The sequence below is a fragment of the Planctomonas psychrotolerans genome, from assembly GCF_008642235.1.
Lineage (GTDB): Bacteria > Actinomycetota > Actinomycetes > Actinomycetales > Microbacteriaceae > Planctomonas > Planctomonas psychrotolerans.
On the sequence record NZ_SJEV01000002.1, the window covers coordinates 185,010 to 209,165 of the forward strand.

At 69.3% G+C, this 24,156-nt stretch carries 21 protein-coding genes; 5 read left to right on the top strand and 16 right to left on the bottom strand.

Features of this window, described 5'->3' with window-relative positions:
- Positions 1-29: 29 nt before the first annotated feature.
- Positions 30-1,022, bottom strand: coding sequence for a sugar phosphate isomerase/epimerase family protein (locus EY822_RS14160; protein ID WP_150309104.1), 993 nt, complete (start codon positions 1,020-1,022; stop codon positions 30-32).
- Positions 1,023-1,261: 239 nt separating this feature from the next.
- A complete protein-coding gene (ggt, locus tag EY822_RS14165) occupies positions 1,262-3,100 on the bottom strand; it encodes a gamma-glutamyltransferase (RefSeq protein ID WP_150309105.1) in 1,839 nt (612 codons plus the stop codon).
- Positions 3,101-3,331: 231 nt separating this feature from the next.
- Here ggt and EY822_RS14170 point away from each other — a divergent pair, with 231 nt between their 5' ends.
- Positions 3,332-4,021 carry a hypothetical protein gene (locus EY822_RS14170; protein ID WP_150309106.1) on the top strand — a complete coding sequence of 230 codons (690 nt, stop codon included), beginning with the start codon at positions 3,332-3,334 and terminating at the stop codon, positions 4,019-4,021.
- A gap of 24 nt (positions 4,022-4,045) precedes the next feature.
- Here the strand turns inward: EY822_RS14170 and EY822_RS14175 are convergent, their stop codons facing one another.
- Positions 4,046-4,891 carry an alpha/beta fold hydrolase gene (locus EY822_RS14175; protein ID WP_227497364.1) on the bottom strand — a complete coding sequence of 282 codons (846 nt, stop codon included), beginning with the start codon at positions 4,889-4,891 and terminating at the stop codon, positions 4,046-4,048.
- Positions 4,892-5,101: 210 nt separating this feature from the next.
- Here EY822_RS14175 and EY822_RS15525 point away from each other — a divergent pair, with 210 nt between their 5' ends.
- Positions 5,102-5,530 carry a YsnF/AvaK domain-containing protein gene (locus EY822_RS15525; RefSeq protein ID WP_227497365.1) on the top strand — a complete coding sequence of 143 codons (429 nt, stop codon included), beginning with the start codon at positions 5,102-5,104 and terminating at the stop codon, positions 5,528-5,530.
- Between the two features lie 54 nt (positions 5,531-5,584).
- On the opposite strand, the gene EY822_RS14185 is transcribed toward EY822_RS15525, so the two are convergent.
- The 5 genes from EY822_RS14185 to EY822_RS14205 all read right to left on the bottom strand — a co-directional run bounded on the left by EY822_RS14185 (position 5,585) and on the right by EY822_RS14205 (position 10,688).
- Positions 5,585-7,252, bottom strand: a complete 1,668-nt coding sequence (locus tag EY822_RS14185; RefSeq protein ID WP_150309107.1) for an ABC1 kinase family protein — start codon at positions 7,250-7,252, stop codon at positions 5,585-5,587.
- Between the two features lie 106 nt (positions 7,253-7,358).
- Positions 7,359-7,688, bottom strand: coding sequence for a DUF2171 domain-containing protein (locus EY822_RS14190; protein WP_150309108.1), 330 nt, complete (start codon positions 7,686-7,688; stop codon positions 7,359-7,361).
- A 166-nt stretch (positions 7,689-7,854) separates the two neighbouring features.
- A complete protein-coding gene (gene ppk2, locus EY822_RS14195; RefSeq protein ID WP_150309109.1) occupies positions 7,855-8,697 on the bottom strand; it encodes a polyphosphate kinase 2 in 843 nt (280 codons plus the stop codon).
- 192 nt (positions 8,698-8,889) lie between these two features.
- Positions 8,890-9,747 (bottom strand): ABC transporter permease subunit, encoded by an 858-nt coding sequence (locus tag EY822_RS14200; RefSeq protein WP_150309110.1) that lies wholly within the window; start codon positions 9,745-9,747, stop codon positions 8,890-8,892.
- Entirely contained in the window at positions 9,744-10,688 is a 945-nt protein-coding gene (locus EY822_RS14205; RefSeq protein WP_150309111.1) for an ABC transporter ATP-binding protein, read from the bottom strand. The genes EY822_RS14200 and EY822_RS14205 overlap by 4 nt, the downstream gene beginning before the upstream one ends.
- Before the next feature lie 382 nt (positions 10,689-11,070).
- On the opposite strand from EY822_RS14205, the gene EY822_RS14210 reads away from it, so the two are divergent.
- Complete coding sequence (locus EY822_RS14210; RefSeq protein ID WP_150309112.1) at positions 11,071-12,090, top strand: PHP domain-containing protein; 1,020 nt, start codon at positions 11,071-11,073, stop codon at positions 12,088-12,090.
- A gap of 242 nt (positions 12,091-12,332) precedes the next feature.
- On the opposite strand, the gene EY822_RS14215 is transcribed toward EY822_RS14210, so the two are convergent.
- From EY822_RS14215 to EY822_RS14235, 5 genes are all read right to left on the bottom strand, one after another.
- Positions 12,333-13,103, bottom strand: coding sequence for a FadR/GntR family transcriptional regulator (locus EY822_RS14215; protein ID WP_227497392.1), 771 nt, complete (start codon positions 13,101-13,103; stop codon positions 12,333-12,335).
- 107 nt (positions 13,104-13,210) lie between these two features.
- A complete protein-coding gene (locus tag EY822_RS14220; protein WP_150309114.1) occupies positions 13,211-13,999 on the bottom strand; it encodes a 3-oxoacyl-ACP reductase in 789 nt (262 codons plus the stop codon).
- 108 nt (positions 14,000-14,107) lie between these two features.
- On the bottom strand, positions 14,108-15,472 hold the full coding sequence (locus EY822_RS14225) for an aldehyde dehydrogenase family protein (protein WP_150309115.1): 1,365 nt from the start codon (positions 15,470-15,472) through the stop codon (positions 14,108-14,110).
- On the bottom strand, positions 15,469-16,203 hold the full coding sequence (locus EY822_RS14230; protein ID WP_227497366.1) for a gamma-glutamyl-gamma-aminobutyrate hydrolase family protein: 735 nt from the start codon (positions 16,201-16,203) through the stop codon (positions 15,469-15,471). Before EY822_RS14230 ends, EY822_RS14225 begins: the two co-directional genes overlap by 4 nt.
- Positions 16,184-17,551 (bottom strand): glutamine synthetase family protein, encoded by a 1,368-nt coding sequence (locus tag EY822_RS14235; protein WP_150309116.1) that lies wholly within the window; start codon positions 17,549-17,551, stop codon positions 16,184-16,186. Before EY822_RS14235 ends, EY822_RS14230 begins: the two co-directional genes overlap by 20 nt.
- Before the next feature lie 286 nt (positions 17,552-17,837).
- On the opposite strand from EY822_RS14235, the gene EY822_RS14240 reads away from it, so the two are divergent.
- Positions 17,838-19,379, top strand: coding sequence for an amino acid permease (locus EY822_RS14240; protein ID WP_150309117.1), 1,542 nt, complete (start codon positions 17,838-17,840; stop codon positions 19,377-19,379).
- A 227-nt stretch (positions 19,380-19,606) separates the two neighbouring features.
- Here the strand turns inward: EY822_RS14240 and EY822_RS14245 are convergent, their stop codons facing one another.
- The gene (locus tag EY822_RS14245; protein ID WP_150309118.1) at positions 19,607-20,473 is read right to left on the bottom strand and encodes a phosphogluconate dehydrogenase C-terminal domain-containing protein; all 867 of its coding nucleotides are present in this window, start codon (positions 20,471-20,473) and stop codon (positions 19,607-19,609) included.
- Positions 20,466-21,266 carry a sugar phosphate isomerase/epimerase family protein gene (locus EY822_RS14250; RefSeq protein ID WP_227497367.1) on the bottom strand — a complete coding sequence of 267 codons (801 nt, stop codon included), beginning with the start codon at positions 21,264-21,266 and terminating at the stop codon, positions 20,466-20,468. The genes EY822_RS14245 and EY822_RS14250 overlap by 8 nt, the downstream gene beginning before the upstream one ends.
- 180 nt (positions 21,267-21,446) lie before the next feature.
- On the opposite strand from EY822_RS14250, the gene EY822_RS14255 reads away from it, so the two are divergent.
- Positions 21,447-22,190: a FadR/GntR family transcriptional regulator gene (locus EY822_RS14255; RefSeq protein WP_150309119.1), complete on the top strand. Its 744-nt coding sequence runs from the start codon at positions 21,447-21,449 to the stop codon at positions 22,188-22,190.
- Positions 22,191-22,236: 46 nt separating this feature from the next.
- Here the strand turns inward: EY822_RS14255 and EY822_RS14260 are convergent, their stop codons facing one another.
- Complete coding sequence (locus EY822_RS14260; protein WP_150309120.1) at positions 22,237-24,153, bottom strand: hypothetical protein; 1,917 nt, start codon at positions 24,151-24,153, stop codon at positions 22,237-22,239.
- Positions 24,154-24,156 lie beyond the last annotated feature (3 nt).

Here is a 24,156-nt window from a genome sequence, read left to right on the forward strand (position 1 = left end):
GCTTCTTCCTGACGTGGGATGGTTGGAGGCTAGCTCGACGGGGTGGCTCGCACCACGCGCTGGGTCACCTTGCTCTCGCCCAGCGCGTAGTCCTCGGTCTTCGGCAGGATGCGGCCGCGCAGGTAGTCCTGATTGGCGGCGCACACGCTGAGGCCGTCCCCGCCGTAGCTCTCGGCGCAGATGATGCCCTGGAAGCCGTTCGCGATGGCGAGCTTGAACGCGTCGCGGTAGTTGATGAGGCCGCTTTCCATGGGCGAGGGCATGGCGACGTAGGAGTCGCGCGCCACGTCCTCGTCGCGGATGTAGCCCTTGACGTGCCAGTAGTTGCTGTAGGGCAGGGTCTTCTCGAAGACGGAGTACCAGTCCTCGATCGGACGGTGCAGGCGCACGAGATTTCCGACGTCGGGGTTGATGCCCACGTTCGACATACCGATGTCCTGCACGAGCCGCGCCGAGGAGTCGCCGGTGCCGAGATAGGTGTCCTCGTACATCTCGAGGGAGAGCAGGATGCCGACCTCCTCCGCGTGACGGCCGAGCTCCTGCAGACGGCTCACCGTCTTCTTCCAGGTCTCCGTGTCGTCTTCGGGGTCGTGATGACCCTCGACGGTCCAGAACCACAGCTGCTTCTGCTGCTCGGGCGTGAGCGCCTGGTGCAGGCCGACCGACACCACGGCCATGTCGAGATGCGCGGCGGCGTCGATGGTGCGGTGCGAGTACGCGAGGTTGTCGTCACCGGTCTCGGCGTCGATGACGCTCCGGCGGATGGCGGAGATGACCGGGATCGTCACGCCGGCATCCTTCGCCGCCTGAGCGAGGTCGTCGAGTCGCGACTCGGAGAGGTCACCCGGGCGGATCCAGCTGTCGGTGATGTCGACGGCCGAGAAGCCGGCCTCGCGCACCTCGGCGAAGGTGTCGACCCACTCGGACGGCTCCGCGTCCTGCACGACCGTGCCGTCGCGCTTCGTGCCGGGGAACTGCAGCAGGGCCGCGGTGATGGGCCAGTTGTCGGCGGTGAGGGCCATGGGAACTCCTTCGTCGATGGCGGTATTTCCTATAGGATATGGCATTCGCGGCGAATGAGGGAGTGTTCGGCGCATTCCGGTTCGGCTTGCATTCCCTCGACGCACACGGTCGCTGAGCCTGTCGAAGCGACGTTCGCGCCTCCTGTCCCTTCCACGGACACGGTCGCTGAGCCTGTCGAAGCGACGTTCGCGCCTCGTGTCCCTTCGACAAGCTCAGGGACCGTGGGCCGGACGGGCCGTCAGCGGGCGTCGCGCACCACGAGACCGGCGCCTCCCCCGCGGCGCACGGGCTCCGCCGCGGCGATCATCCGTCCCGACGGCTCGACCTCGATGGCGGCCGCCGCACCGATCTGGGCGGCCGACGTGAAGGTGTCGCCCGACGGAACCAGCACCTGGCCGAAGGGCTCGAGCACTTCCGCGTACTCGTCGATGAACTCGGGCTCGGCCGGGGTGGCGGCGGCGTTGCGCTGCGACGCCCGCGGAGCCGCCACCGCCTCGGGCAGCGTCATACCGAGGTCGATGCGGTTGATGAGGATCTGCAACACGGTCGTGATGATCGTCGCGCCTCCGGGTGACCCGAGCACGAAACGCACCTCGCCGTCGTCGAGCACGATGGTCGGCGCCATGGAGGAACGCGGACGCTTGCCCGCTTCGATCCGGTTGGGGTCGTCCTCGTTGTACACGGTGCTGAAGTCGGTGAGCTCGTTGTTCAGCAGGAAGCCGCGGTTCGGCACGGTCATGCCCGATCCGCCGGTCTGCTCGATGGTCAGCGTGTACGCCACCGCGTTGCCCTCGGCGTCCACCACGGACAGGTGAGTGGTCGACACATTCTCCGTGTCCTCGCGCTCCGGGAACGACACCGTCGAACATCCGGAGCCGTCGAGCGCACCGGCGGCGACCGGCCGCTCGGATGCCTCATTCGGGTCGATCGTGCAGTCGCGAGCGTCGGCGAAGGCCTGGCTCAGCAGCGTCTCCGTGGGCACGTCGACGAAGGCCGGGTCGCCCACGTAGGCGCCCCGGTCGGCGAAGGCACGTGCCGACGCCTCGAGGAAGAAGTGCAGACTTGATCCGAGGTGCTCGCCGCTCCCGAGCTCGTGATTCTCGAGGATGTTGAGGGCCTCACCCACGGTCGTGCCGCCGGAGGACGAGGGTGCCATTCCGTATACGTCGAGGCCGCGGTAGGACACTCGCGTCGGCGCCTGCTCGGTCACCGAATAGCCCGCGAGGTCGTCGATGCTGAGCGTTCCGGCGGGCACCGGCAGGGACGAGTCGGGATCCTTCCGCGGATTCTGCACCACGTCCGCGATCTCACCGGCGAGACGGCCCTCGTAGAAGTACTCCGGACCGTTCAGCGCGATGAGAGCCAGCGTGTGCGCGAGGTCGCGGTTGCGGAAGGTCGTACCCACCTCGGGCGCGTCCCCGCCCGGCAGGAAGAGTTCGGCGGTGCCCGGGAATGCGGCGAATCGCTCGGCGTTGTCGAGGGTCTGGTTGCGGAAGGTCGCGTCCACCTCGAAGCCGCGGTTGGCGAGGCGGATGGCGGGTGCCAGCACCCGCGCGAGGGGCAGGCTGCCGAAGCGCTCGAGAGCCGTGTCCCAGGTGGCGAGCGTGCCGGGCACGCCCACTGCCACGCCCGACGACACCAGTTCGGGAGAGAAGGGATACGGTGCCCCGGTCGCGGGATCGAGGAAAGCGTCCGGCGTGATGCCGGCCGGTGCGGTCTCGCGCCCGTCGAGGGTGGTCACCTCCCCCGTGTCGGCGTCGAAGTAGACGAAGTATCCGCCCCCGCCGATTCCCGCACTGTAGGGCTCGGTCACGCCGAGCGCCGCGGCGGTGGCCACGGCGGCATCCACGGCGTTGCCGCCGCGCTTCAACACCTGGATCCCGACCTCGCTGGCCGAGCGATCGACCGACGACACGGCGCCTCCTGAGCCGTAGGACGTGGACACCGACCGGTCCACCGCCACCCGTGGGTGGGCGCTGCCGGCCACAGCCGGAGTGCCCGTGAGCACCCCGCCGACCACCAGAACCGCTGCCATTCCGATCGCGACTCGACGCTCCCGATTGCCGGTGATGATCATGATTACCCCTCGATCGAGATGCCGCGTGCGTGCGTGCGTTCCCCGACAGTACTGCGGCACTTGCCAGTGGGCAATGACTCGGACGGGATACCTTCCGGGGGCGCGGAAATGCGGGACGCGGGGGCGTGGTGGGAAGAGTGCAGCAATCGTTATGCCGCCGCTCCGGAGGACGCGTCGACGCACTGCTAGCCTCCAGGCATTCCGACACCCGAGAATTGGATGTGCTCCGTCATGACGCTCCCCCCGCTGGTCCACCCGCTCCGCCGCACCGGAGTGGGCTTCCTCATGCTCGCCGCCCTCGCCGTGACCGGCTGCACCTCCGCATTCCCCGGATCAGGTGCCGGATCCGGCACCGGGACGGAACCGACACCGACGACCAGCTCGAGCACCCCGACGGAGGCACCGACGCCCGCACCGACCACCACGGGAACGTCGGCCAGCATCCCCGCGGACTGCCGCGGCCTGGTGGAACCTGAGGTGTACACCGCCGTCTTCGGGAACGTTCCGCTGAACGACCCCGCCGTCATCGGAAAGGCCGCCGACCCCGCGACCGGATTGCGACCGTCTTCCGGAACGGACGACCCGCCGCCTGCCGACACCGACGCCGGCCTCGCCGGTGAGGAGCGACTGCTCTGCGCCTGGCGGGAACCGAGCGCAGACATCACTGGGCTCTTCGCCCAGATCACGATGGTCGATGTGGTCGAGGCTGAGGCATTCTTCGCCTCCCTGCCCACGGAGGGCTACACCTGCGACGAGGTGCACGACGGCGACCGGTGCTACCTGATCCGACCGAACGAGCAGTACCCCGTCGACGAGGGCTACACGCACTTCCTCCGTGACGACGTCTACATCTATGTCGCCCAGGCGAACTTCCCCACCGACGATCTGCTGGGCGATTTCGTCTCGACCATGTGGGGCTGATTCCTCCAGTCGACCAGTCGCTGATCAGCTGTCGCCGGAGTGCGCCCGCAGCCAGTCGAGTGCCAGCCCGCACGTGTCGAGGATCGAGATGTGTCCGGCGTTCGGGCGCAACCACAGCTCCCCATCGCGGCACGCACCCAGCAGCCAGTAGGCATGCGCGGGAGGCACCACCCGGTCGCGCCCGCCCTGCACGATGAGCACGGGTACCCGGATGTCGCCCACGTCGAAACCCCACGGCCGCACATAGGCGAGGTCGTCGTCGATGAGTCCGTCGGGACCATCGGCGCTGGCTTCACCGACGTCCGCTCCCAGCGCGGACCAGGGTCCCTCGAGCGCCGCGTAGTCCTCGACGGTGAAGCTCGTGGGGTCGAAGTCCGCGGTCTCCTCGAAGCGTCGTCGATCCGCCGGTCCGCGTAACGCGGACCGGAGCGAGGCACCGTCTGCAGCCATCCCCGCGAACCAGTCGAGCCCGCCGTCGGTCAGCGGGGCCAGCCCGGCGACACTCGCGGCCGCGGTGACCCGCCCGGGGAGCAACGCCGCACAGGCGAGGGCGTGCGGTCCTCCGCCCGATGCGCCCATCACGGCGAACCGGGCGATGCCGAGCGCCTCCACGATCGTTCCGACGTCGGACGCTGCGCCGGACACGTCCCTGCCCTGCTGCGGACTCGACCCGCCGTAACTCGGACGACCGTAGGAGAGCAGGCGGATACCCCGTTGCGCGGCTTGCGACACGAGCGGCCGAAGCGGGGCGCCGGTCTGCGGCGATCCGTGATGCCAGAGCACGGTGAAGGCGTCCGCGGAGCTCGACCCGCTGTCGTGAACCCGGAGGATCCGGCCATCGTCGGCGCGAACGTCGTGAGAGGTGACCACGGGCACATCGTAGGGTCGCCGAGGTGCGCGAGTCGAGATCCGGCCACTACGCGCGCAACATGCACGGGTCAAGGGGCGGTGCGGGATTCGCCACGCTCCGACGATGCGCCTACCGTTGACGTGCGACGAGACGTGCGCCGGCGCCCTTCGGGTGGCTCGGGTGTCGTCCAGCGCGAGCATCTGTCCCCGAAGCAGAAGGATCGGCACGCCATGACCAAGAGCACGAACGTCACCGGCTCGGAGGCAGGGTTCGGCGCATCCGCCGCCGAGGATTCCGTCGGAATGATCCGCTCGGAGGAGCGCCTCGCCCTGGGCACCGAGGTGGTGGCCAGCGAGCGGGTTCGGGTGGAGAAGTACATCGTCACCGAGGAGCGCACCTTCACCGTCACTGTTCGTCGTGAGGAAGTGCGTCTTGTACGCGAGCCCCTCGACGGCACGTCGGTCGGAGGCACCGGTACGGGCGCTCTCGAGTCCGATGGGGACCTCGAGCTGACGCTCTCGGAAGAACAGGTCGTCGTGACCAAGCAGATCGTTCCGGTCGAGCGCGTGCGCGTGCGCAAGGAGTGGCACACCGGTCAGCAGGACGTGTCGGCGACCGTCCGTTCGGAGCGGATCGAGTTCACCGCGCCGGAGGCGTGACCTCCGACGCCGCCGCGCGCGTGACGTCAGCGCGGCCTCGGCGGCGGTCCACCCTCAGCGGCCGCGTCGCCCGAGCTTCGGCCGCGCGGTCCAGGCGAGGTATCCGCTGAGAGCGGTCGCGGCGCCGAAACCGACGCGGAACAGCGGCACGACCCACATCCGGTTCCGGCCGGAACTGTGCGAGGCCAGTTCGCCGACGCCGCGAATGAAGGCCGACGCGATCATGCCCGCGACCAGGCGATGCCCGATCCGTTCGACCCGGCCGACAATTGGATCGAGTTCGGCGGCGCGCAGGTGCACCTCGACGCCGTTCGTGTCGATCAGGTCGAAGATGCGGCGCAGCTTGTCGGGCAGTTCGATGCTCAACTCCGCCGCCGCAAGGCTGGCCTTCGCGGCTCGCTTCGCCATCTGCGCCGGCGAGAACCGCTCCTCGGCCATCCTGCGCGCGTAGGGCTCGAGCGCGGTGCCGAGGCTGAACTGCGGGTCCAACCGGACCCCGAGCCCCTCCACCATGAGCAGCATGCGCAGCAGAAGGATGACCTGCGGCTGCAGCTGGATGTGGTGGTCGCGCAGGATGCCGAACGCGCGGGTGACGAGCGGGCCGATCCGCACCTCGCCGAGTTCGCGGCCACGGTACAGGGCCATGAAACGCACGAGGTCGGAACGGAGACCGTCACGGTCGGGAGTGACCCGGGTGACCGACAGTCCGATGAGCGCGAAGCCGATGCGGTCGGCGTCGTTGCTCGCCAGCGCGACGAAGAGCTTGGAGATACCTGCGCGGAGGTCGTCGTCGATCTCGCCGACCATGCCGAAGTCGATCAGCCCGATGCGGCGGTCCGACTCCACGAACAGGTTGCCGGGATGCGGGTCGGCGTGGAAGAACCCGTGGGTGAATACCATCTCGGCGATGAGGTCGACGGCGAGCGTGACGATAGCGGTGCGGTTCGCGCCCTGCGCGTCCAACGCCTCGACATCGTCGACCCGCGTGCCCGTGATGCGCTCGAGCGTGAGGACCCGGGAGGTGGTCGTGTCCCAGAAAACGCGGGGAATGTGCAGCGAGTCGGTGGTGCGGAAGTCCTCGGCGAAACGCTCGGCGTTCCGACCCTCCTGCAGGTAGTCCAACTCTGCCCGCAACGTGTGGGCGAACTCCGACGCAAGACCGACCACGTCGTACCGGTGCGCCAACTCCGAGCGACGACTGGCCTGCGCGGCCAGGTTCTGCAGGATTTCGAGATCCTGGTTGATGAGGGAGACCGCGCCCGGTCGCCGCACCTTCACCACCACCGCTGTCCCGTTCAGGGTGACAGCGGCGTGCGCCTGGCCGATGGACGCGCTGGCGAGCGGTTCACGATCGAAGGACGCGAAGAGCTCGTCGACCGGCGCGCCCAACTCCTCGGCGATCACCTGCAGCACGGTCGCGGAGTCGATCGGCACGGCGTTCGACTGGAGCTTCGACAGCTCGGTGAGATAGTCGGGCGGCAGGAGGTCGGACCGTGTCGACAGCACCTGCCCCAACTTGATGAAGGTGGGGCCGAGATCTTCGAGAGCGAGCCGGAAGCGTTGCGCATTCGTCAGATGGCCGCGCACGGTCCCGCCGCGGATGCGGAGCGGTCCCGGCAGCCAGTTGCCGATACCCAGCGCGTCGGCGAGCGTGCCCAGTCCGTGACGGGCGAGGACGGTGCCGATCTGCCGGTAACGATCCACATTGTTGGTCGGTTGCACGGTGTCTCCTCGATCGCCCTGTCCGCCCAGTCTTCAGGCGCACGGGGCCCCGCGCAAACGCCTCGACGGCTCGCCCCCATTCCCGGCGGCATATTGCCGCCCCGGGTTATCCCGTGGACTTGATCCAGAGCACGTCGTCCTCCACCCGGTCGAGCTCGTCGGCGCCGAGGTAGGCGTGTCGGCCGAAGATCGCGCCGCGCTTCACCTTGACGTATCCGATGCGCTGCAGCCGTTCGGCCTCGTGGTGCGACAGACCCGACGACTCTTCGAACGAGCGGATGCCGTCGTCCGCGATACCGTCGGTCTCCGGATCGACTTGGCCGTCGGCCGTCACCGCCTCGGGATCCCCGATCTTGAGGTCCTCGACCGTGCCGAACTTCGAGCCATCCGAGCCGACGACGCGCATTCCCTCGCGTACCGAAAGCATGGTGTCCATGGTTCTCCTCCTCCGTAACGACCATCGGATCGCTCGAGTCGGTTCACGCATGCCCTCGTCGGCATCCACCTTCCCTGCGTACCGGTGGTGAGACCATGGTAGACCCGCGATGAGGGGCACCGAAAGCCCCGTGGCGGCAGGTCAGCGGGGCATTTTGCCGAGGTGCTCAGCCCTTCCGGCCCGCACCCGCCTTGGCGGACTTCCGCAGGGACTTCGCGTGGTCGGGTACGAAGCGCTGGGAGTCGAGCGGCGGCCGCACGTAGTCCATCGCCTCAGGACGGCTCGGGATCGTCACCTCATTGGGTTCGAGGGTCTCGTAGGGCACCGAGGAGAGCAGGTGCTTGATGGTGTTCAGCCGCGAGGCTCTCTTGTCGTCGCTCTCGATCGTCCACCACGGCGCCTCGGGAATGTCCGTCGCCTCGAACATGGCATCCTTGGCGCGGGAGTAGTCCTCCCACTTCGTGATCGACTGCACGTCGGTGTCGGACAGCTTCCATCGGCGCATCGGATCGTTGAGCCGGGAGTGGAAGCGCGCCTCCTGATGGGTGTCGGAGACCGAGTACCAGTACTTGAGCAGGATGATGCCGTCCTCGACGAGGAGGCGCTCGAAGATCGGGGTCTGCCGGAGGAAGCGGAAGTACTGCTCCTCGGTGCAGTACTCCATCACGCGCTCGACGCCCGCCCGGTTGTACCAGGAGCGGTCCATCAGCACCATCTCCCCGGCGGTGGGCAGCCGTTCGATATAGCGCTGGAAGTACCACTGGCCGCGCTCCCGCTCGCTGGGCGTGGGGAGGGCGACCACGCGAGCCGAGCGCGGATTGAGGTACTGCATGACCCGCTTGATGGCGCCGCCCTTGCCCGCAGCATCCCGGCCCTCGAAGATGACCACAATGCGGGCACCGGTGGCCGTCACCCACTGCTGCATGCTGACGAGTTCGATCTGCAACCGCTTCAGCTCGGCCTCGTACAGCTTCTTCGGCATCCGCTTGGTGCTCTTGGCCTTCGCCATGTCGTATCCCTGCGATCGATGGCGAACCCGCAGTTCGGGCGCCCGATCAAGTTGTACACCCGGCGGGCCGTCAACGCCGTACCCACCGCGCGTTCCGGGGCGCCTGCCGCCCGTGCGCATGCCGCCGAGGCGTGCCGCGTGCCGCCGGCAACGTGCCGCCGGGAACGCGCTGCCGGAGACGCTGCCGGAAGGTCAGGCGTCGCGGCGCTTCAGCAATAACGCGGCGAGGAGCAGCAGGGCGGTGACCCATGCCGAGAGCACAAGGAGACCTTGCCACGGCTCGAGCACCAGCACGCCGGCCGGAGCCGCCTGCGCCTCGGTCACGTAGGCGAACATCCGCCCGCCCGCAGAGTCCGGCAGGAAGGTGCCCACGTTGCGCGCCCACTCGGCACCGGTGATGGCGACGAGAATCTGCAGCACCGTGGGGAGCACGAGCAGCAGACCGAGCACGGCGGCGATCCCACCCGCGCTGTTGCGCACGATCGTGCCGATCGCCAACGCGAGCGTGGACAGCAGTGCGAGGTAGCCGGCACCGCCGAGGAAGGCCCACCATGCCGCCGGGTCGCCGAGGTCGGGTTGTACCCCCGAGGATGCCAGCAGACCAAGTGGCAGGAACGCCGCGGCGAGAATCGACGCCAGCGCCACCAGGAAGGTGACCGCACCGATGACCAGCGCTTTGGCCAGCAAAGCCGGTATGCGCCGCGGCACGGCCACGAGCGTGGAGCGGATCATGCCGGTGCTGTACTCACCGGTGATCACGAGCACTCCGAGCACGGCGACGACCAGTTGGCTGAAGCCGATGCCGAGCGTGGCGCTCTGCACCCAGATGCTCTGCTGCGCATCCTGGGGGATCCCGACGGTGTCGCCGACCGTGCCGGCGAGCAGGAAGGCGAGTCCGATGGGCACGACGAAGATGATCGCCAGGCACCAGATGGTCGACCGCAGCGAGAACAACTTGATGGCTTCGGAGCGCAGGATTCCGCCGAAGGAGACTGCGGATCCTCCCGGGGATGCGGCCCGGGCGGGGATTGCGGTGGATGCGGTGCTCATGAGGGCGTTCCTTCGGGCGAGGCGGGCGAACCGGTGGTTCCTCCGGCGTGGTACTGCACTTCGTCGGCGGTGAGGGCGAGGTAGGCGTCCTCCAGTGATCCGGAGGCGGGCGTCAGTTCGTGCAGCACGACGGCGGCGCCGGCGGCGAGCTCGCCGATCTGCGGCGCGGTGCGCCCGGTCACGTCGAGCCGGTCCGCGTCGGTCCTCGTCACCACGACGTCGGGGCCGGCGAGGAGGCCGGCCAGCCGGTCAGCGTCGGGCGTGCGAACACGCACGATGGTTCCGGTGGACATCGCGAGGATGTCCCCGACCGGCGCATCCGCGATCACCCGGCCGCGGCCGAGCACGATGATGTGATCGGCCGTCTGCGCCATCTCCGACATGAGGTGCGAGGAGAGGAACACGGTGCGCCCCTCGGCGGCGAGGTGCCGCGCGAGCGTGCGCACCCAGATCACCCCCTCCGGGTCGAGACCGTTCACCGGTTCGTCGAGGATGAGGGTGGCGGGGTCGCCGAGCAGTGCGGCCGCGATGCCGAGGCGCTGGCCCATGCCGAGCGAGAAACCGCCCACTCGCTTCGAGGCGACGGTCTCCAGCCCGGTGAGGGCGATGACCTCGTCGACCCGCGATCGGCGGATGCCGTGCGTCGCGGCGAGCGCGCGGAGATGGTTCGTGGCGCTCCGCCCGGTGTGCACCGCCTTCGCGTCGAGCAGCACGCCGACTTCGCGAAGTGGCGCGCGGTGCTCGGCGTACGGCCTGCCGTTCACGGTGGCGGTACCGGCCGACGCCGCATCCAGTCCGACGATGAGGCGCATCGTGGTGGACTTTCCCGCGCCGTTCGGGCCGAGGAATCCGGTCACCCTCCCGGGCCTCACATCGAAGGTGATGTCGTCGACGGCGGCCGTCGCTCCATAGTGTTTGCTGAGTCCTCGGACCTCGATCACGAAATTCGCTCCATGCCGAAAACCCTATCGGCGCGCCGTGGGCATCTGGCATCGGGGTAACCCCCGGGACGCCCGCGGCCACCCCACGATCCCCGCGCCGCTCCCCGACGCCCGCACCCCACCGTCGCTGAGCCCGCCCCACGGTCCCTGAGCCCGTCGAAGGGACGCACCGCTCTCTGCCGCCCACACCCCACGGTCCCTGAGCCTGTCGAAGGGACGCGCCGCTCCCCGACGCCCGCACCCCACCGTCGCCGAGCCTGTCGAAGGGACGCACCGCTCCCCGACACGCACCCCACGGTCCCTGAGCCTGTCGAAGGGACGCAGCCGAATGCACGTCGCCGGCAACACGACCAACCGATTCCCCGAGCGGCACAATGGACGCATGGACCCCGTCGACGCCCTGGCCGAAATCGCCTTCTGGTTGGAGCGCGAGCTCGCCCCGACGTTCAAGGTGCAGGCGTTCCGGAAAGCCGCGGCGACCGTCGGCGACCTCGACCGGGATGAGCTGGCGGCGCAGGCCCGGGACGGCCGGTTGAAGAACCGCAAGGGCATCGGCGCGCGCACCTACGAGGTGATCCGCCAGTCGGCGGATGGAGCGGTGCCGGACTACCTCGCCGCCCTGCGGGAGCGCGGAGCCGAGCCGCTCGCCACGGGCGGCGCCGAGTTGCGCGCGGTCCTGCGCGGCGACCTGCACAGCCACAGCGACTGGTCGGACGGCGGCTCGCCCATCCCGCTCATGGTCGACGCCGCACGCATGCTCGGCCGCGAGTACCTGGCCCTCACCGATCACTCCCCCAACCTCACCGTCGCGAACGGGCTGACCGCCGAGCGCCTGGGAACGCAGCTCGACGTGGTGGCGGACATCAACGCGCAGCACGCGAACTTCCGGCTGCTGCGCGGCATCGAGGTCGACATCCTCGAAGACGGCACCCTCGACCAGACTCCCGCCATGCTCGGGAAGCTCGATGTGGTCGTCGCGAGCGTGCACTCGAAGCTCCGGTCGGATCGTGACACGATGACGCGCCGCATGCTCGGCGGCATCCGCGACCCGCACACCAACGTGCTCGGGCACTGCACGGGCCGACTCGTGACGGGATCTCGAGGCACCCGTCCTCAGTCGGAGTTCGATGCCGAGCGCGTGTTCGCGGCGTGCGCGGAGAATGACGTGGCGGTCGAGATCAACTCGAGGCCGGAGCGGCAGGACCCGCCGAACGAGCTCATCGAGCTGGCCCTCAGCGCCGGATGCCTCTTCAGCATCGACAGTGACGCGCACGCCCCCGGGCAGCTCGACTTTCTCGCGTACGGTGCCGAGCGGGCTGCCGCGTGCGGCGTTCCGGCCGAACGGATCGTCACGACCTGGCCGCTCGATCGCCTGCTCGAATGGTCGACCGCCCGGAGGTAGGCGGACCTCGCCCCTGGCGCCGCCCTTTCGGTCAATCGCCCGGGTATCTGCGGCGGCGATCGACGAAAGCGACGGCGCGGCTGAGCGCATCCGGGGCGCGTGACGGAAATCGCGGCGGTGAGGGTCTGCGTCCCTTCGACAGGCTCAGGGACCGCCCTTCGACGGGGCTCAGGGACCGCCCTTCGACAGGCTCAGGGACCGCCCTTCGACGGGCTCAGGGACCGCCGGCCGGGCGGGCGGGACTAGGCGAGGAAGCCGCGGAGGAGCGCCGCCGAACCCTCGAGGTGCTCCCGCATGGCGTCGGCGGCCGCATCGACGTTGCCGGTCAGGATGGCGAGCACGACGCGCTCGTGCTGCTCGTTGGAGTGCACGATGTTCGGCTCGAGCAGGGGGATCGCGTCGAGCAGCGCGTTGACGCGCATCCGATTCTCGGCGAGCAGCGGCACGAGCGACGGCGCACCGGCCGATTCCGCAATGGTGAGATGCAGCCGCGAGTCGAGTCGACGGTAGTCCCCCGCCGGCGCGCTCTCCGCGTCGCGGAGGCGTCTCCACAGCGCGTCGCGCTCGGACGCGGGCAGCGATCGACCGGCTGCGGCCCGCGCCGCTCCGGTCTCGAGCGCATCCCGCAGGATGAGGATGTCCTCGATCTCCGCCGCCGTCACCTCCCCGACCCCGGTCGGGTCCTCGACGGCGTTCGCGACTCCGCGCGGGGGCAGGGTCGACTGCACGAACGTTCCGCCGTACCGGCCCCGGCGGGACACCACGAAACCCGCGTCGGCGAGCGACTTGAGGGCGTCGCGCACGGTGTCACGGCTCACCGCGAAGCGCACGGCGAGGTCACGCTCCGCGGGAAGCGCGTCACCCGGGGCGACGATGCCGAGACGAATGGTCTGCAGCAACCGCGCCACCGTCTCCTCGAAGGCGTTTCCGGCCCGCACGGGGCGGAACAGGGCCTCGTCCGCGAGGGCGAGCGTCTCCCCGGCGGCAGCCGATGGGGCTCCGGGCGACGGAATGGCGGGCACCGTCCGGGCGTCCGGCGCTTCCGAAACCACAGCCGCTACCGGCGCATCGGGCGCACCAGGCGACCCCGGTGCATCGGACCCTCCCGTCACGGCCATCGTCACTCCGGCGTGACGTAGGCGGCGCTGATGCCGCCGTCGACCAGGAAGGTCGATCCGGTGATGAAGGATGCGTCGTCGCTCGCGAGGAACGCAACCGAGGCCGCGAGCTCCTGCGGCTTGGCGAACCTGCCGATCGGCACGTGCACGAGGCGCCGCTGGGCACGAGCGGTGTCGCTTGCGAACAATTCCTGCAGCAGCGGGGTGTCGACCGGCCCCGGGCACAGCGCGTTCACGCGGATGCCCTGGCGCGCGAACTGCACTCCGAGCTCCCGGCTCATGGCGAGCACCCCGCCCTTCGAGGCCGTGTAGGAGATCTGGCTCGTGGCCGACCCGAGCACCGCGACGAAGGATGCGGTGTTGATGATCGACCCACTGCCCTGAGTCACCATGTAGCGGAGCGCGGCCCGACAGCACAGGTACACCGACTTGAGGTTCACGTCCTGTACCTTCTGCCACGCGGGCAGCTCGGTGGTGACGATCGAGTCGTCGTCGGGGGGCGAGATGCCCGCGTTGTTGAAGGCGATGTCGACCGACCCGTAGGTGTCGTTCGCTGCCGCGAAGAGGGCGTCCACCTGCTCCTCGTCCGTGACGTCGACCCGCACGAACAGGCCGTCCACCGACTGCGCGGCGGCTCGACCCGTGGTCTCGTCGACATCGCCGATCACCACCGTTGCACCCTCGGCCGCGAACCGTTGGGCGGTGGCGAGGCCGATGCCGCTCGCGCCGCCGGTGATGACGGCGACCTTGCCGGCGAGCCGCTGCGTCAGATCGAGGGGCGTAACGGTCATGGGTTTCCTCCTGGAATCGTGCGGGAAAGCGTCGTGCTCGGTATAGGTGGGCGTCGGTATAGGTGGGCGTCGGTCGGGCAGTGCTGTCGAACGGCGAGCGCAGCGCGGTCAGGCGTCGGTGCTGAGGAACACGTTCTTGGTCTCGGTGAAGGCGGCGGCGGCATCCGGGCCGAGCTCACGGCCGAGCCCGCTCTGCTTGAAGCCGCCGAACGGGGTGGAGTAGCGCACCGAGGAGTGCGAGTTCACGGAGAGGTTGCCGCTCTCGATGCCGCGGGACACGCGGAGTGCGCGTCCGAGGTCGCGGGTGAAGATGGATCCGGAGAGGCCGTAGACGCTGTCGTTGGCGAGGGCGATCGCGTCGGCCTCGTCGTCGAACGGAAGCACCGCCACCACCGGCCCGAAGATCTCCTCCGTCACGGAGCGGTCGCTGCGGGATGCGGGGAGCAGCACCGTGGGCGGAAACCAGAACCCGGGGCCCGTCGGCGCCGTGCCGCGAAACGCGACTCGGGCGTCATCGGTCACGAAGCTCGCGACGCGGTCGTGGTGAGCGCGGGAGACCAGCGGACCCATCTCGGTCGCCTCGTCCCCCGGGGCGCCCACCACCACGCCCCGCACGGCCGGCTCGAGCAGTTCGAGGAAGCGGTCGAATACCGACCGCTGCACGAGGATGCGACTGCGCGCGCAGCAGTCCTGGCCCGCGTTCTCGAACACCCCGTAGGGTGCGGTCGCGGCGGCCTTCTCGAGGTCCGCGTCGGCGAACACGACGTTCGCGCTCTTGCCGCCGAGTTCGAGGGTCACCGCCTTCACCGAGTCGGCGCAGCCCGCCATCACGCGCTTGCCCACCTCGGTGGACCCGGTGAAGACGATCTTGCGCACGTCCGGGTGGCTCACGAATCGCTCGCCGACCACCGATCCGCGCCCGGGCAGCACGGTGAACACGCCGTCGGGGAGCCCGGACTCGCGAGCGAGCTCGCCGAGCCGCACGGCGGTGAGCGGGGTCCACTCGGCCGGTTTCAGCACCACGGCGTTCCCGGCGGCGAGCGCGGGAGCGAAGCCCCAGCTCGCGATCGTCATCGGGAAGTTCCACGGCACGATCACGCCGACCACGCCGATCGGCTCGAGGAAGGTGATGTCGATCCCGCCGGCGACCGGGATCTGGCTGCCCAGCATCCGTTCCGGCGCCGCGGAGTAGTAGGTGAGCACGTCGCGCACATGCTCCGCCTCCCACCGCGCCTGCGTGATGGGGTGCCCGGAGTTGCGGACCTCGAGCCGAGCGAGTTCGTCGACCGCGCCGTCCACGGCCGCGGCGAAGCGGCGCAGGGCGGCGGCACGCTCCGCGGGCGCGAGTGCGGCCCACCGGCGCTGGGCGACGACGGCGCGCGCGACCGCGTCATCCACCTCGGCGATCGTGGCGTGCTCGATGGTGCCGAGGACGCTCTCGTCGGCGGGGTTGATCAATGTCGTGGACGTCATCGTGCCGCCTTCACCAGTCCCTCGAACAGCCGTCGGTCGACGGCATCCTGCTCCGGATGCCACTGCACCCCGATCCCGAACGGGGAATCCGCCAGTTCCACCGCCTGGATGACACCGTCGTCGTCGGCTCGGGCGCTCACGGTGAGGCCGTCGGCCACGCGATCGAGCGCCTGGTGGTGGTAGCACTGCACGCTGAGATTCGCGGCGGTACCGCCGAGCACCCGGCCGAGTCGGCTCGACCACTCCACGGACACGTCGATCTCGCCGAACCGAGCCGGGCCCGGCTGGTAGCGCTCGGTGCCCACGACGTCGGGGAGGTGCTGGTGCAGCGTGCCACCGAGGGCCACGTTCAGCAGTTGCGCCCCGCGGCAGATGGCGAGGAACGGCTTGCCGGTTTCTACGGCTCGACGGATGAGGGCCACCTCCCAGGTGTCGCGGTCGGTGCGCGGGGCGCTGGTGCGCTCGTGCGCGGGGTGTCCGTACAGCGCCGGATCGACATCCGCACCGCCGCTCAGCACCAAGCCGTCGAGCGAGTCGAGGATGCGGTCGATCACGCCGTCGGAGACCGGTTGCGGAGGGAGCAGCACGGCGATGCCGCCGGCATCGGTCACCGACTGCAGGTACACCTCCGGCAGGAACGCTGCGCGAACATCCCACACGCCCGTCTGGGCCTGTTCGAGGTAGGTGGTGATGCCGATCAGCGGCCGGAAATCAGAGTCGCTCGAAACCACGCACGCGCTCCCAGTCCGTCACCGCGGCATCGAACGCGGCGAGCTCCACACGCGCGTTGTTCAGGTAGTGCTCCACCACGTCATCGCCGAACGCCTCCCGCGCCAGCGCGGAGTCCGCGAACAGGTCGGCGGCTTCGCGCAGGGAGGTCGGCACCCGGGCCGCCGCGCTGCCGTAGGCGTTGCCCTCGAGCATCGGCTCGAGTTCGAGGTCGTTCTCGATGCCGTAGAGGCCGCCGGCGATGAGCGCGGCCACCGCGAGGTACTGGTTGACGTCTCCGCCGGGCACCCGGTTCTCCACCCGCATGCCGGCACCGGTGCCGACCACTCGCAGCGAGCAGGTGCGGTTGTCGAGGCCCCACGCGACCGCCGTCGGCGCGAACGAGCCCTCGACGAATCGCTTGTAGGAATTGATGTTCGGCGCGAACAGGAGGGTGAGTTCCCGCATCGCGGTGAGCTGGCCGGCGAGGAACGACCGGAAGAGCGGCGACATCCCGTGCTCCGCGCTCTCGTCGGCGAACACCGCGGATCCGTCGGTGCCCCGGAGGCTGATGTGGATGTGGCAACTGTTGCCCTCGCGCTCGTTGAACTTGGCCATGAAGGTGAGCGACTTGCCGTGCCGGTCGGCGATCTCCTTCGCCCCGTTCTTGTAGATCGAGTGGTTGTCGCACGTGACCAGCGCCTCGTCGTACCGGAAGGCGATCTCCTGCTGCCCGAGGTTGCACTCCCCCTTGACGCCCTCGCAATACATACCGGCGCCCTCCATGCCGCGCCGGATGTCGCGGAGCAACGGCTCCATCCGGGTGGAGGCGAGCACGGCGTAGTCGATGTTGTAGTCGCTGGAGGGCGTGAGTCCGGTGTAGCCCTTGCTCCAGGCATCCCGGTAGGAATCCTCGAAGACCAGGAACTCGAGTTCGGTTCCCACGTGCGCCTCGAGCCCGCGCTCGGCGAGCCGGGCCAGCTGGGTCTTCAGCACCTCGCGCGGTGACGGTCGGACCGGCGTGCGGTCGACCCAGGTCAAGTCGGCGAGCACGAGGGCGGTTCCCGGGATCCAGGGGACGAGCCGGAGCGTCGACAGGTCGGGGACCATCGCCATGTCGCCGTAGCCCTTCTCCCACGAGGAGATGCGGTAACCGTCGACGGTGTTCATCTCGACGTCCACGGCGAGCAGATAGTTGCAGCATTCCGCGCCGTGCCCGGAAACCTCGTCGCGGAAGAAGCGCGCTGCGACCCGCTTGCCGAGCAAGCGGCCCTGCATGTCGGTGAAGACGACGAGGACTGTGTCGATGTCGCCGGAGTCGATGAGTCCGTTCAGCGTGCTCGTGCTGAGCATGCCCAGGCGTTCTGCCATGGTCGTACGCCTCCTGCTTGCGGTCTGCCATTTCCTGCGGCGCACCCTCGCACCGCGTCCTCGGCACCTCTCCGACTCCACTGCTTCGGGGAAGCGGCGTGCGCGGTCACCGGCACCGGACGCCCGACCATTGAATCACAGCGGGACCCGTTATTTCGGCACGGTGACACAAACTTGTTGCCCGCAAAGGTAGACACGACCCACCATTGCGCCACTACGCTCTAGTCACCCGAGCGCGACCCTGGTCGCGCGCTGCATCGGTGATCCACTGCCCGGGAGAATACGAATGAGTGCGACAGGCAATCGACGCGCGTCCGGTGTCACCTACACGCCGGCTGCGGACGGCTACTTCGAGAAGCGGAGCCTCAAGCGCTCCGCGGGGATCTGGGGCCTCTGGGGGCTCGCCGTCGCCGCGGTCATCTCCGGCGATTTCTCCGGCTGGAACTTCGGTATCGACTTCGCGGGCTTCGGCGGCATGCTGATCGCCTTCGCGGTGCTCGTCGTCATGTACTACGGCATGATCTTCAGCATCGGCGAGATGGCGGCGGCCATGCCGCACACGGGTGGTGCGTACTCCTTCGCCCGATCCGCCATGGGGCCGTGGGGTGGTCTTGTCACCGGCCTCGCCGAGACCATCGAGTACGTGGCGACGACCGCGGTCATCGTCTTCTTCTCCGCCCAGTACGCCAATGGCATCACGAGCGAACTGCTCGGCTTCTCCCTCGAGGGGAGCATGTGGATCTGGTGGCTCGTGCTCTACGCGGCGTTCATCGCACTGAACTCGGCAGGAGCGAATATCTCCTTCACCTTCGCCATCGTGGTCTCGATCATCTCGATCGGCATCCTGCTCGTGTTCTCGGCCATGGCGGCGTTCTCCGGCCTGTTCAGCTGGGACAACCTCTTCAACATCGCACCCGACCCCGGCCAGACCGCGTTCCTCCCGCACGGCGTGCTGCCGATCCTGTTCGCCCTGCCCTTCGCCATGTGGTTCTTCCTCGGGATCGAGGAGCTGCCGCTCGCCGCGGAGGAAGCGCACAACCCGGCCCGTGACATCCCGAAGGCCGGATTCTGGGCTCGCGGCACCCTCATCGTGACCGGCCTCCTCGTGCTCGTCCTCAACACCGGGGTGCTCGGCGCCGAGGCGACCGCGGTCTCTCTCGAACCGCTTCTCGACGGCTTCCGCGCGATGGTTGGGGATGGCGCCGCCGCCGTGCTGGCCCTGTTCGCTCTCGTCGGTCTGCTCGCGTCACTGCAGGGGATCATGTTCGCCTACGGCCGCAACATGTACTCGCTCTCGCGGGCCGGCTACTACCCGAAGTTCTTCTCCCTCACCGGAAAGCGGCAGACGCCCTGGGTGGCACTCGTCGCGGGAGCGGTACTCGGCTTCGTCGCGCTCGTGCTGCTCGACATCCTCAGCCGCGTCGACGAGGAGGGAGCGGGCGCTGTGGCCGGCGCGATCATCCTCAACATCGCCGTCTGGGGCGCGGTGCTCGCCTACCTGCTGCAGATGATCTCGTTCGTGCTGCTGCGCAGGAAGTTCCCGAACGCCGACCGGCCCTATCGCAGTCCGTGGGGGGTGCCCGGCGCCGTGATCGCCGCCGTCATTTCCGGTCTGATCTTCCTCGGCTTCCTGCTCAACGTGACCTTCCAGCCGGCGATCATCGCGATCGTCATCGTCTACGCCGTGATCCTTCTCGGCTTCGCCGTCTACGGTCGTCACCGCCTCGTGCTCTCGCCGGAGGAGGAGTACGCACTGAGCGGCGGTCTGCACCGCGATCCTCAGGTCGAGGGGTACGACGCGATGGACGACGAGGTGTTCCGGAAGTAGGGGCGTCGCGTCCCTTCGACAGGCTCAGGGACCGTAAGGCGCGCGCGCCCCTCCGACAGGCTCAGGGACCGTACGGCGCTCATATCCTTTCGACAGGCTCAGGGACCGTACGGCGCTCGCGTCCCTTCGACAGGCTCAGGGACCGTCGGGCTCAGGGACCGTACTCAGGGGCCGTCTCCCGTGCCGGGCAACCGAGTAGCGGCGGCCCGGCACGGGAACGCGGCGGATCAGCGCTTGACGGCGTCGATCTTGAGCATCTTCGCGATCACGTAGTCGAGCTGCTCGGGCTCGAAGATCTTCTTCCAGTCGTCCTTGACGATGCTCTCGCGGCCGTAGTCCATGGCGATGAGGCACGCCTCGGAGAACGGGTTCGAGCCGCGCAGGGAGTTGGTCATCGCGATGGACGCGTGACCCCAGAGCATCGCTCGTGCGGCCTCGTAGGGTACGCCAGCCGTGTTGACGGTCTCGTCGAGGGCCTCCTTGAGCAGCGCACCGATCATGCAGGCGATGGTCTCGACGAGCGTGGGCTCGAGCACCGCGAGCTGGCGCACGGTCACCCAGTGCACCGCGATCACGGGCGAGTAGATCACGGTGATGATCTCCTCGGCGATCGCGCGCTTCTCCAGGTTGTCGGACTCCATCGCCGCGACGACCTCCTGCGGGGCGGCGATGCCGCCGAAGGTGTCGGCGTACTCCTCGTCGGTGCGACGCTCGAGGAAGAGCGACGGGTGGCAGGGATGCGCCACGGCGAACTCCACGTCGTCGCGCTTCGCGAGCAGGCCGGCATAGGCGGCGGCGGGGTCGAGCGTCAGCACGATGGCACCAGACTTGAGCTGGGGTACGACGCCTTCGGAGACCTTGCCCAGCACCACGTCGGGTACGGCGAGGATGACGACGTCAGCGTCGGCGATGGCATCGGCGGTCTCCGTGACCTCCCGGCCCGCCTCACGCACGCGCTCCTGCCCGGCGGGCGACGCCTCGCTGTAGTAGACGGTGTGGGCGCTCTTCACGAGGTTGTTGGACACGCGCATGCCCATTTTCCCGCCCGCCCCGATGACGGCGACGGTGAAGGGTCCGGTCGAAAGGTCAGTCATTTCTGCTCCTGAGATAGTCGATGGTGATGGCGGTCCACTCGGCTTCCCGCCGCGTGGTGGTCTCTTCGTCCTGCTGCCAGGGCAGCCAGAATTCGATGATCTGCGAGATCCCCCGTTCCTCGGGGCGGATGGCCTCGCGCATGGCGTCGTAGTCGAGGCGACCGTGTCCGAGCGCCGTGCCCGCGAGTGCGAAGCCGACCCAACCGGGTGCGCGAGAGAAGTCGAAGTCCTTCACGTGCCAGTTCACGACGAAGGGGGCGCATCGCTCGGTCACCTGAGCCGGCAGCTCCAGATTCGCCACGGTGTTCGCGGGGTCGAGGCAGATGCCCACCGAAGCGGAATCGATGCTGCGGACGAGCTCGACCAGAGCGTCGGTTCGCACTTGCTCGTACGTTTCGAGGGCGAGGGTGACGCCAGCGGCCTCGAGGTCGGGAAGCACCTCGCGCACGCGCCGCTCCGCCTCCGCCGGTGCGGGACGGTCGTCGCCGGCGGTCCACATGCTGCGGAGCAGCGTCGCGCCGAGTGCCGTCGCGATAGCGATCTGCCGACGGAGGTGGTCCGGGTCGAGACCCCGCGTGCCGAGTTCCAGCCGCACCCGGAGGGACGACGCGAGCTCCCGGATTCCCGCGAGCTCCCTGTCGTCCATGGTGTCCAAGGCGGGCCAGTCGCAGATTTGGAAGAGCCCGAGTCCGAGCGCGGCGGTGTCCCGGATCATGTCGGACAGATCCATCGGCCGAGCGACGCGCTCCGACCCTCGCCAGAAGTAGGCGTACGTGCTGAGACCGATGCTCACGCTCCGCACCGTCGATTCGGGCCGGTCTGTCGGATCACGAGCACTCGCTTCATTGGGATGGAACGTCGGGCGGCCAGTCGCGGCCTCCCCCAGAGTGCCTGTTTCGTCGCAACATGTCAACCGGTTGTCCGAATTAGGGCCATACCGGTCGGCACAGAGTCCACGCGGTACTGTTTTGACATGCCCGCCTTCCGGAACGACGACCCGTCGCTCGTGCGCCTCGAGCTGCAGTCGGTGCCGAGGGGAACGGCGGTGGGCGAGGTGGTGCGGCAGCTCACCGACCTTCTCACCACGGGTGAGCTGGTACCCGGGTCGCGACTCCCGCCCGAAAGGCAACTCTCCGAGGCGCTCGGGGTGGGTCGGTCCGCGGTGCGCGAGGCGCTCGCAGCCCTGGAGATTCTCGGCATCGTGACGGTCCGGCCGGGCTCGGGCACCTACATGCGGGAAAGCACCTCCGAGTTGCTGCCCACCACGCTCAGCTGGGGCCTCATGCTGTCGGCGAACCGCACAGCCGAGCTCCTGGAGCTTCGCAGCGGGCTCGAGGTGCAGGCCGCCACTCTGGCGGCGGAGCGCGTCAGCGACGCGGACCTCGAACTGCTGGCCGGCTACGTGGCGGCCATGGGCGACAGCCTCGATGACATGACCGCCTTCATCGAGGCGGATGCCCGCTTCCATCTGCAGATCGCCACCAGTTCGGGCAACATCGTGCTGCGCGACCTGCTGCAGTCGGTGCGCTCGCTGTTGCGCCTGTGGGTGGAGCGTGCCCTCCGCGACACCGATCAGGCGGTGATCGCCTACCGGGAGCACCAGTCCGTGCTCGAGGCGCTCGCCGCTCGGGACCCCGACGCGGTCGCCGCGGCCATGCGCGAGCACATGCGCACCGCCTCCGACCGCATCGAGCACACCGTCCCGGCAACGGACTGAGCCGACGCCGCGACGGTCAGCGTCGGGCGAACGGAGCGATCGAGGATTACCCGTCCCGACCGATCCAGCGGGCGATTCCCCCCGGTACGACGCGGATGCGGAGCACCCCGCCGCGAGCGGCGGAATCCTCCACGACCGGGTCGTCCGCTCCCGGACTCAGCCGTTCGAGTCGACCCGAGGCCGACTCGCCCACGGCCAGGTCGAACTCATGCGCCTCGGACGATGCGTTCGCGACGAGCAGCACCGTCGAGCCGTCGGCCTCCGCACCGAGCACCGCGGTCGACGGCGGTATGGGCCCGGTCACCGCGACGCGCGGTCGTCCGCCCAGGGCGGTGAGCCACTCGATCGCCCATGACGCCGGGAAGCGTCCCGCTGCATCGAGGAAGCCGCGCGGTCCCCACGATTCGGCGAACGTCAGGGACACCACGCCGTCGACCGACAGTGCGGAGGCGGAAGCGATCACCCACGCCGCGTACCCCCAGCCGCGCTGCCGCGGATCCGTCGCTCCTGCCACGAGGTGCGCGCCGTAACCGTTCTGCAGATCCGGAATGCGGATGCCCTCCGGCGGCGTGGTCGCCACGGCGTTGTAGCGGGAACGCAGGGTTATCGGTCCCACGTGCACCGGTCGACCGGCCGCGATGCGCACGGCCTGCTCGACGACGAGCCGCTGCATCCCGAGCGACTCGACGACCTGCGTGCGGCCCACGTCGTGCATCTGCGGGGTGATGCTGAAGGTGAGGGCGGGGACGTCCTCGGGAAGCGCCTCGTGCCGACGGTTCAGCTCGGTGAAGTGCGAGCGGGCCCCGCCCACCAGCTCTGCCGAGAGCGATGACGCCGCCATCCCGTCGACGAGGGCCCGCCAGAGGGCGGGTTCAGTGACGCTCCCCTCGAGGGCGTACACCCCGAGCCTGTCGATGCGTCGGGCTCCGCCGGGGGTCAGCGCGGAGAGCACGGTGTCGACCTCGCGGGCGTCGGACGCGACGATGCGCACGTCGAGGACACCGGCACCGGCTTCCCGTTCCGCCCGCTCGAGCACCGCCCGCCAGTTGTCGTCGGTGGCCCGGAGTTCCACGAGCACGCCGCAGCCGAGCCAGTCGGGCCGACCCACGCCGTCCGTGCCCGCCGCATCCGGAGCGGTGGACGCACCGACGAGGATCGCGGGCATCCGGCCGTCGGAACGCGCCAGTCGGAGCACGGTGCGGGACCGGCCATCAGCCGCCGCGGAGGAGCCTTCGTCCTCCGTGTCGTTGTCAACCGCCGCGGTGTCCGCTGCGGCGCAGGTGATCGTCACCGCGTGGTCGATCCGACCGCCGGGCCCGACCTCCACCGGGAACGGCACCGACAGCGGTGTGCCGTAGGTCTTGAAGGAGGCGTCCGTCCAGTTGCGCTGATCCTCCATCTCGAACACGTCGCCCTCGAGGTCGACGCGGGTGCGGACGCCGGCGCTCGCCCACTCCAGGCCGACGATGTCGACGGCCGGCTGATGGGGCGATATCCCGACGGGGAAGCGCGTCCGGGTCTCCCCCTCCGTGTGCCGCACCGTCAGGGCGGCACCGGCGCACGACGGCGGATGCAACAGCACGATGCCGATCCGGTTGCGCCGGAACGGTCGGAGCACCACGGCGGACGCCGAGACGTGCAGCCGATCGCCGTCCACCTCGACGCGCGCCGTCCATTCGAGCTCGGGCCCGTCTCCCGCTTGCGCGCGGATGCCGAGCCGGAGCCCGGCATCCGGCCGGTGCGGGTCGGACTCCACGTCCACGGCGACCACCTCGGCGGGCACGGTGGACCAGTCGTGATCCCGCACGACGAAACGGATGGCGGTGAGCACGGCTCGGCCGTCGAACCGGATATCGGACAGGGAGTCGCCGACGAGAGTCGCCGAGAAGCGCCCGGCACGGATGCCGAGCGCCCCCGGCTCGTCGTCGAGCCAGACGCGGCGGAGCTCCGCAGGCGAGGTCACGAT

Excerpts from the sequence above, each read along its gene's own strand:
- EY822_RS14245 (WP_150309118.1), bottom strand. The coding sequence starts at position 20,473 with ATGACTGACCTTTCGACCGGACCCTTCACCGTCGCCGTCATCGGGGCG.
- EY822_RS14160 (WP_150309104.1), bottom strand. The coding sequence starts at position 1,022 with ATGGCCCTCACCGCCGACAACTGGCCCATCACCGCGGCCCTGCTGCAG.
- EY822_RS14255 (WP_150309119.1), top strand. The coding sequence starts at position 21,447 with ATGCCCGCCTTCCGGAACGACGACCCGTCGCTCGTGCGCCTCGAGCTG.
- ppk2 (WP_150309109.1), bottom strand. The coding sequence starts at position 8,697 with ATGGCGAAGGCCAAGAGCACCAAGCGGATGCCGAAGAAGCTGTACGAG.
- EY822_RS14225 (WP_150309115.1), bottom strand. The coding sequence starts at position 15,472 with ATGACGTCCACGACATTGATCAACCCCGCCGACGAGAGCGTCCTCGGC.
- EY822_RS14210 (WP_150309112.1), top strand. The coding sequence starts at position 11,071 with ATGGACCCCGTCGACGCCCTGGCCGAAATCGCCTTCTGGTTGGAGCGC.
- ggt (WP_150309105.1), bottom strand. The coding sequence starts at position 3,100 with ATGATCATCACCGGCAATCGGGAGCGTCGAGTCGCGATCGGAATGGCA.
- EY822_RS14200 (WP_150309110.1), bottom strand. The coding sequence starts at position 9,747 with ATGAGCACCGCATCCACCGCAATCCCCGCCCGGGCCGCATCCCCGGGA.
- EY822_RS15525 (WP_227497365.1), top strand. The coding sequence starts at position 5,102 with ATGACCAAGAGCACGAACGTCACCGGCTCGGAGGCAGGGTTCGGCGCA.
- EY822_RS14235 (WP_150309116.1), bottom strand. The coding sequence starts at position 17,551 with ATGGCAGAACGCCTGGGCATGCTCAGCACGAGCACGCTGAACGGACTC.
- EY822_RS14190 (WP_150309108.1), bottom strand. The coding sequence starts at position 7,688 with ATGGACACCATGCTTTCGGTACGCGAGGGAATGCGCGTCGTCGGCTCG.
- EY822_RS14220 (WP_150309114.1), bottom strand. The coding sequence starts at position 13,999 with ATGACCGTTACGCCCCTCGATCTGACGCAGCGGCTCGCCGGCAAGGTC.
- EY822_RS14170 (WP_150309106.1), top strand. The coding sequence starts at position 3,332 with ATGACGCTCCCCCCGCTGGTCCACCCGCTCCGCCGCACCGGAGTGGGC.
- EY822_RS14240 (WP_150309117.1), top strand. The coding sequence starts at position 17,838 with ATGAGTGCGACAGGCAATCGACGCGCGTCCGGTGTCACCTACACGCCG.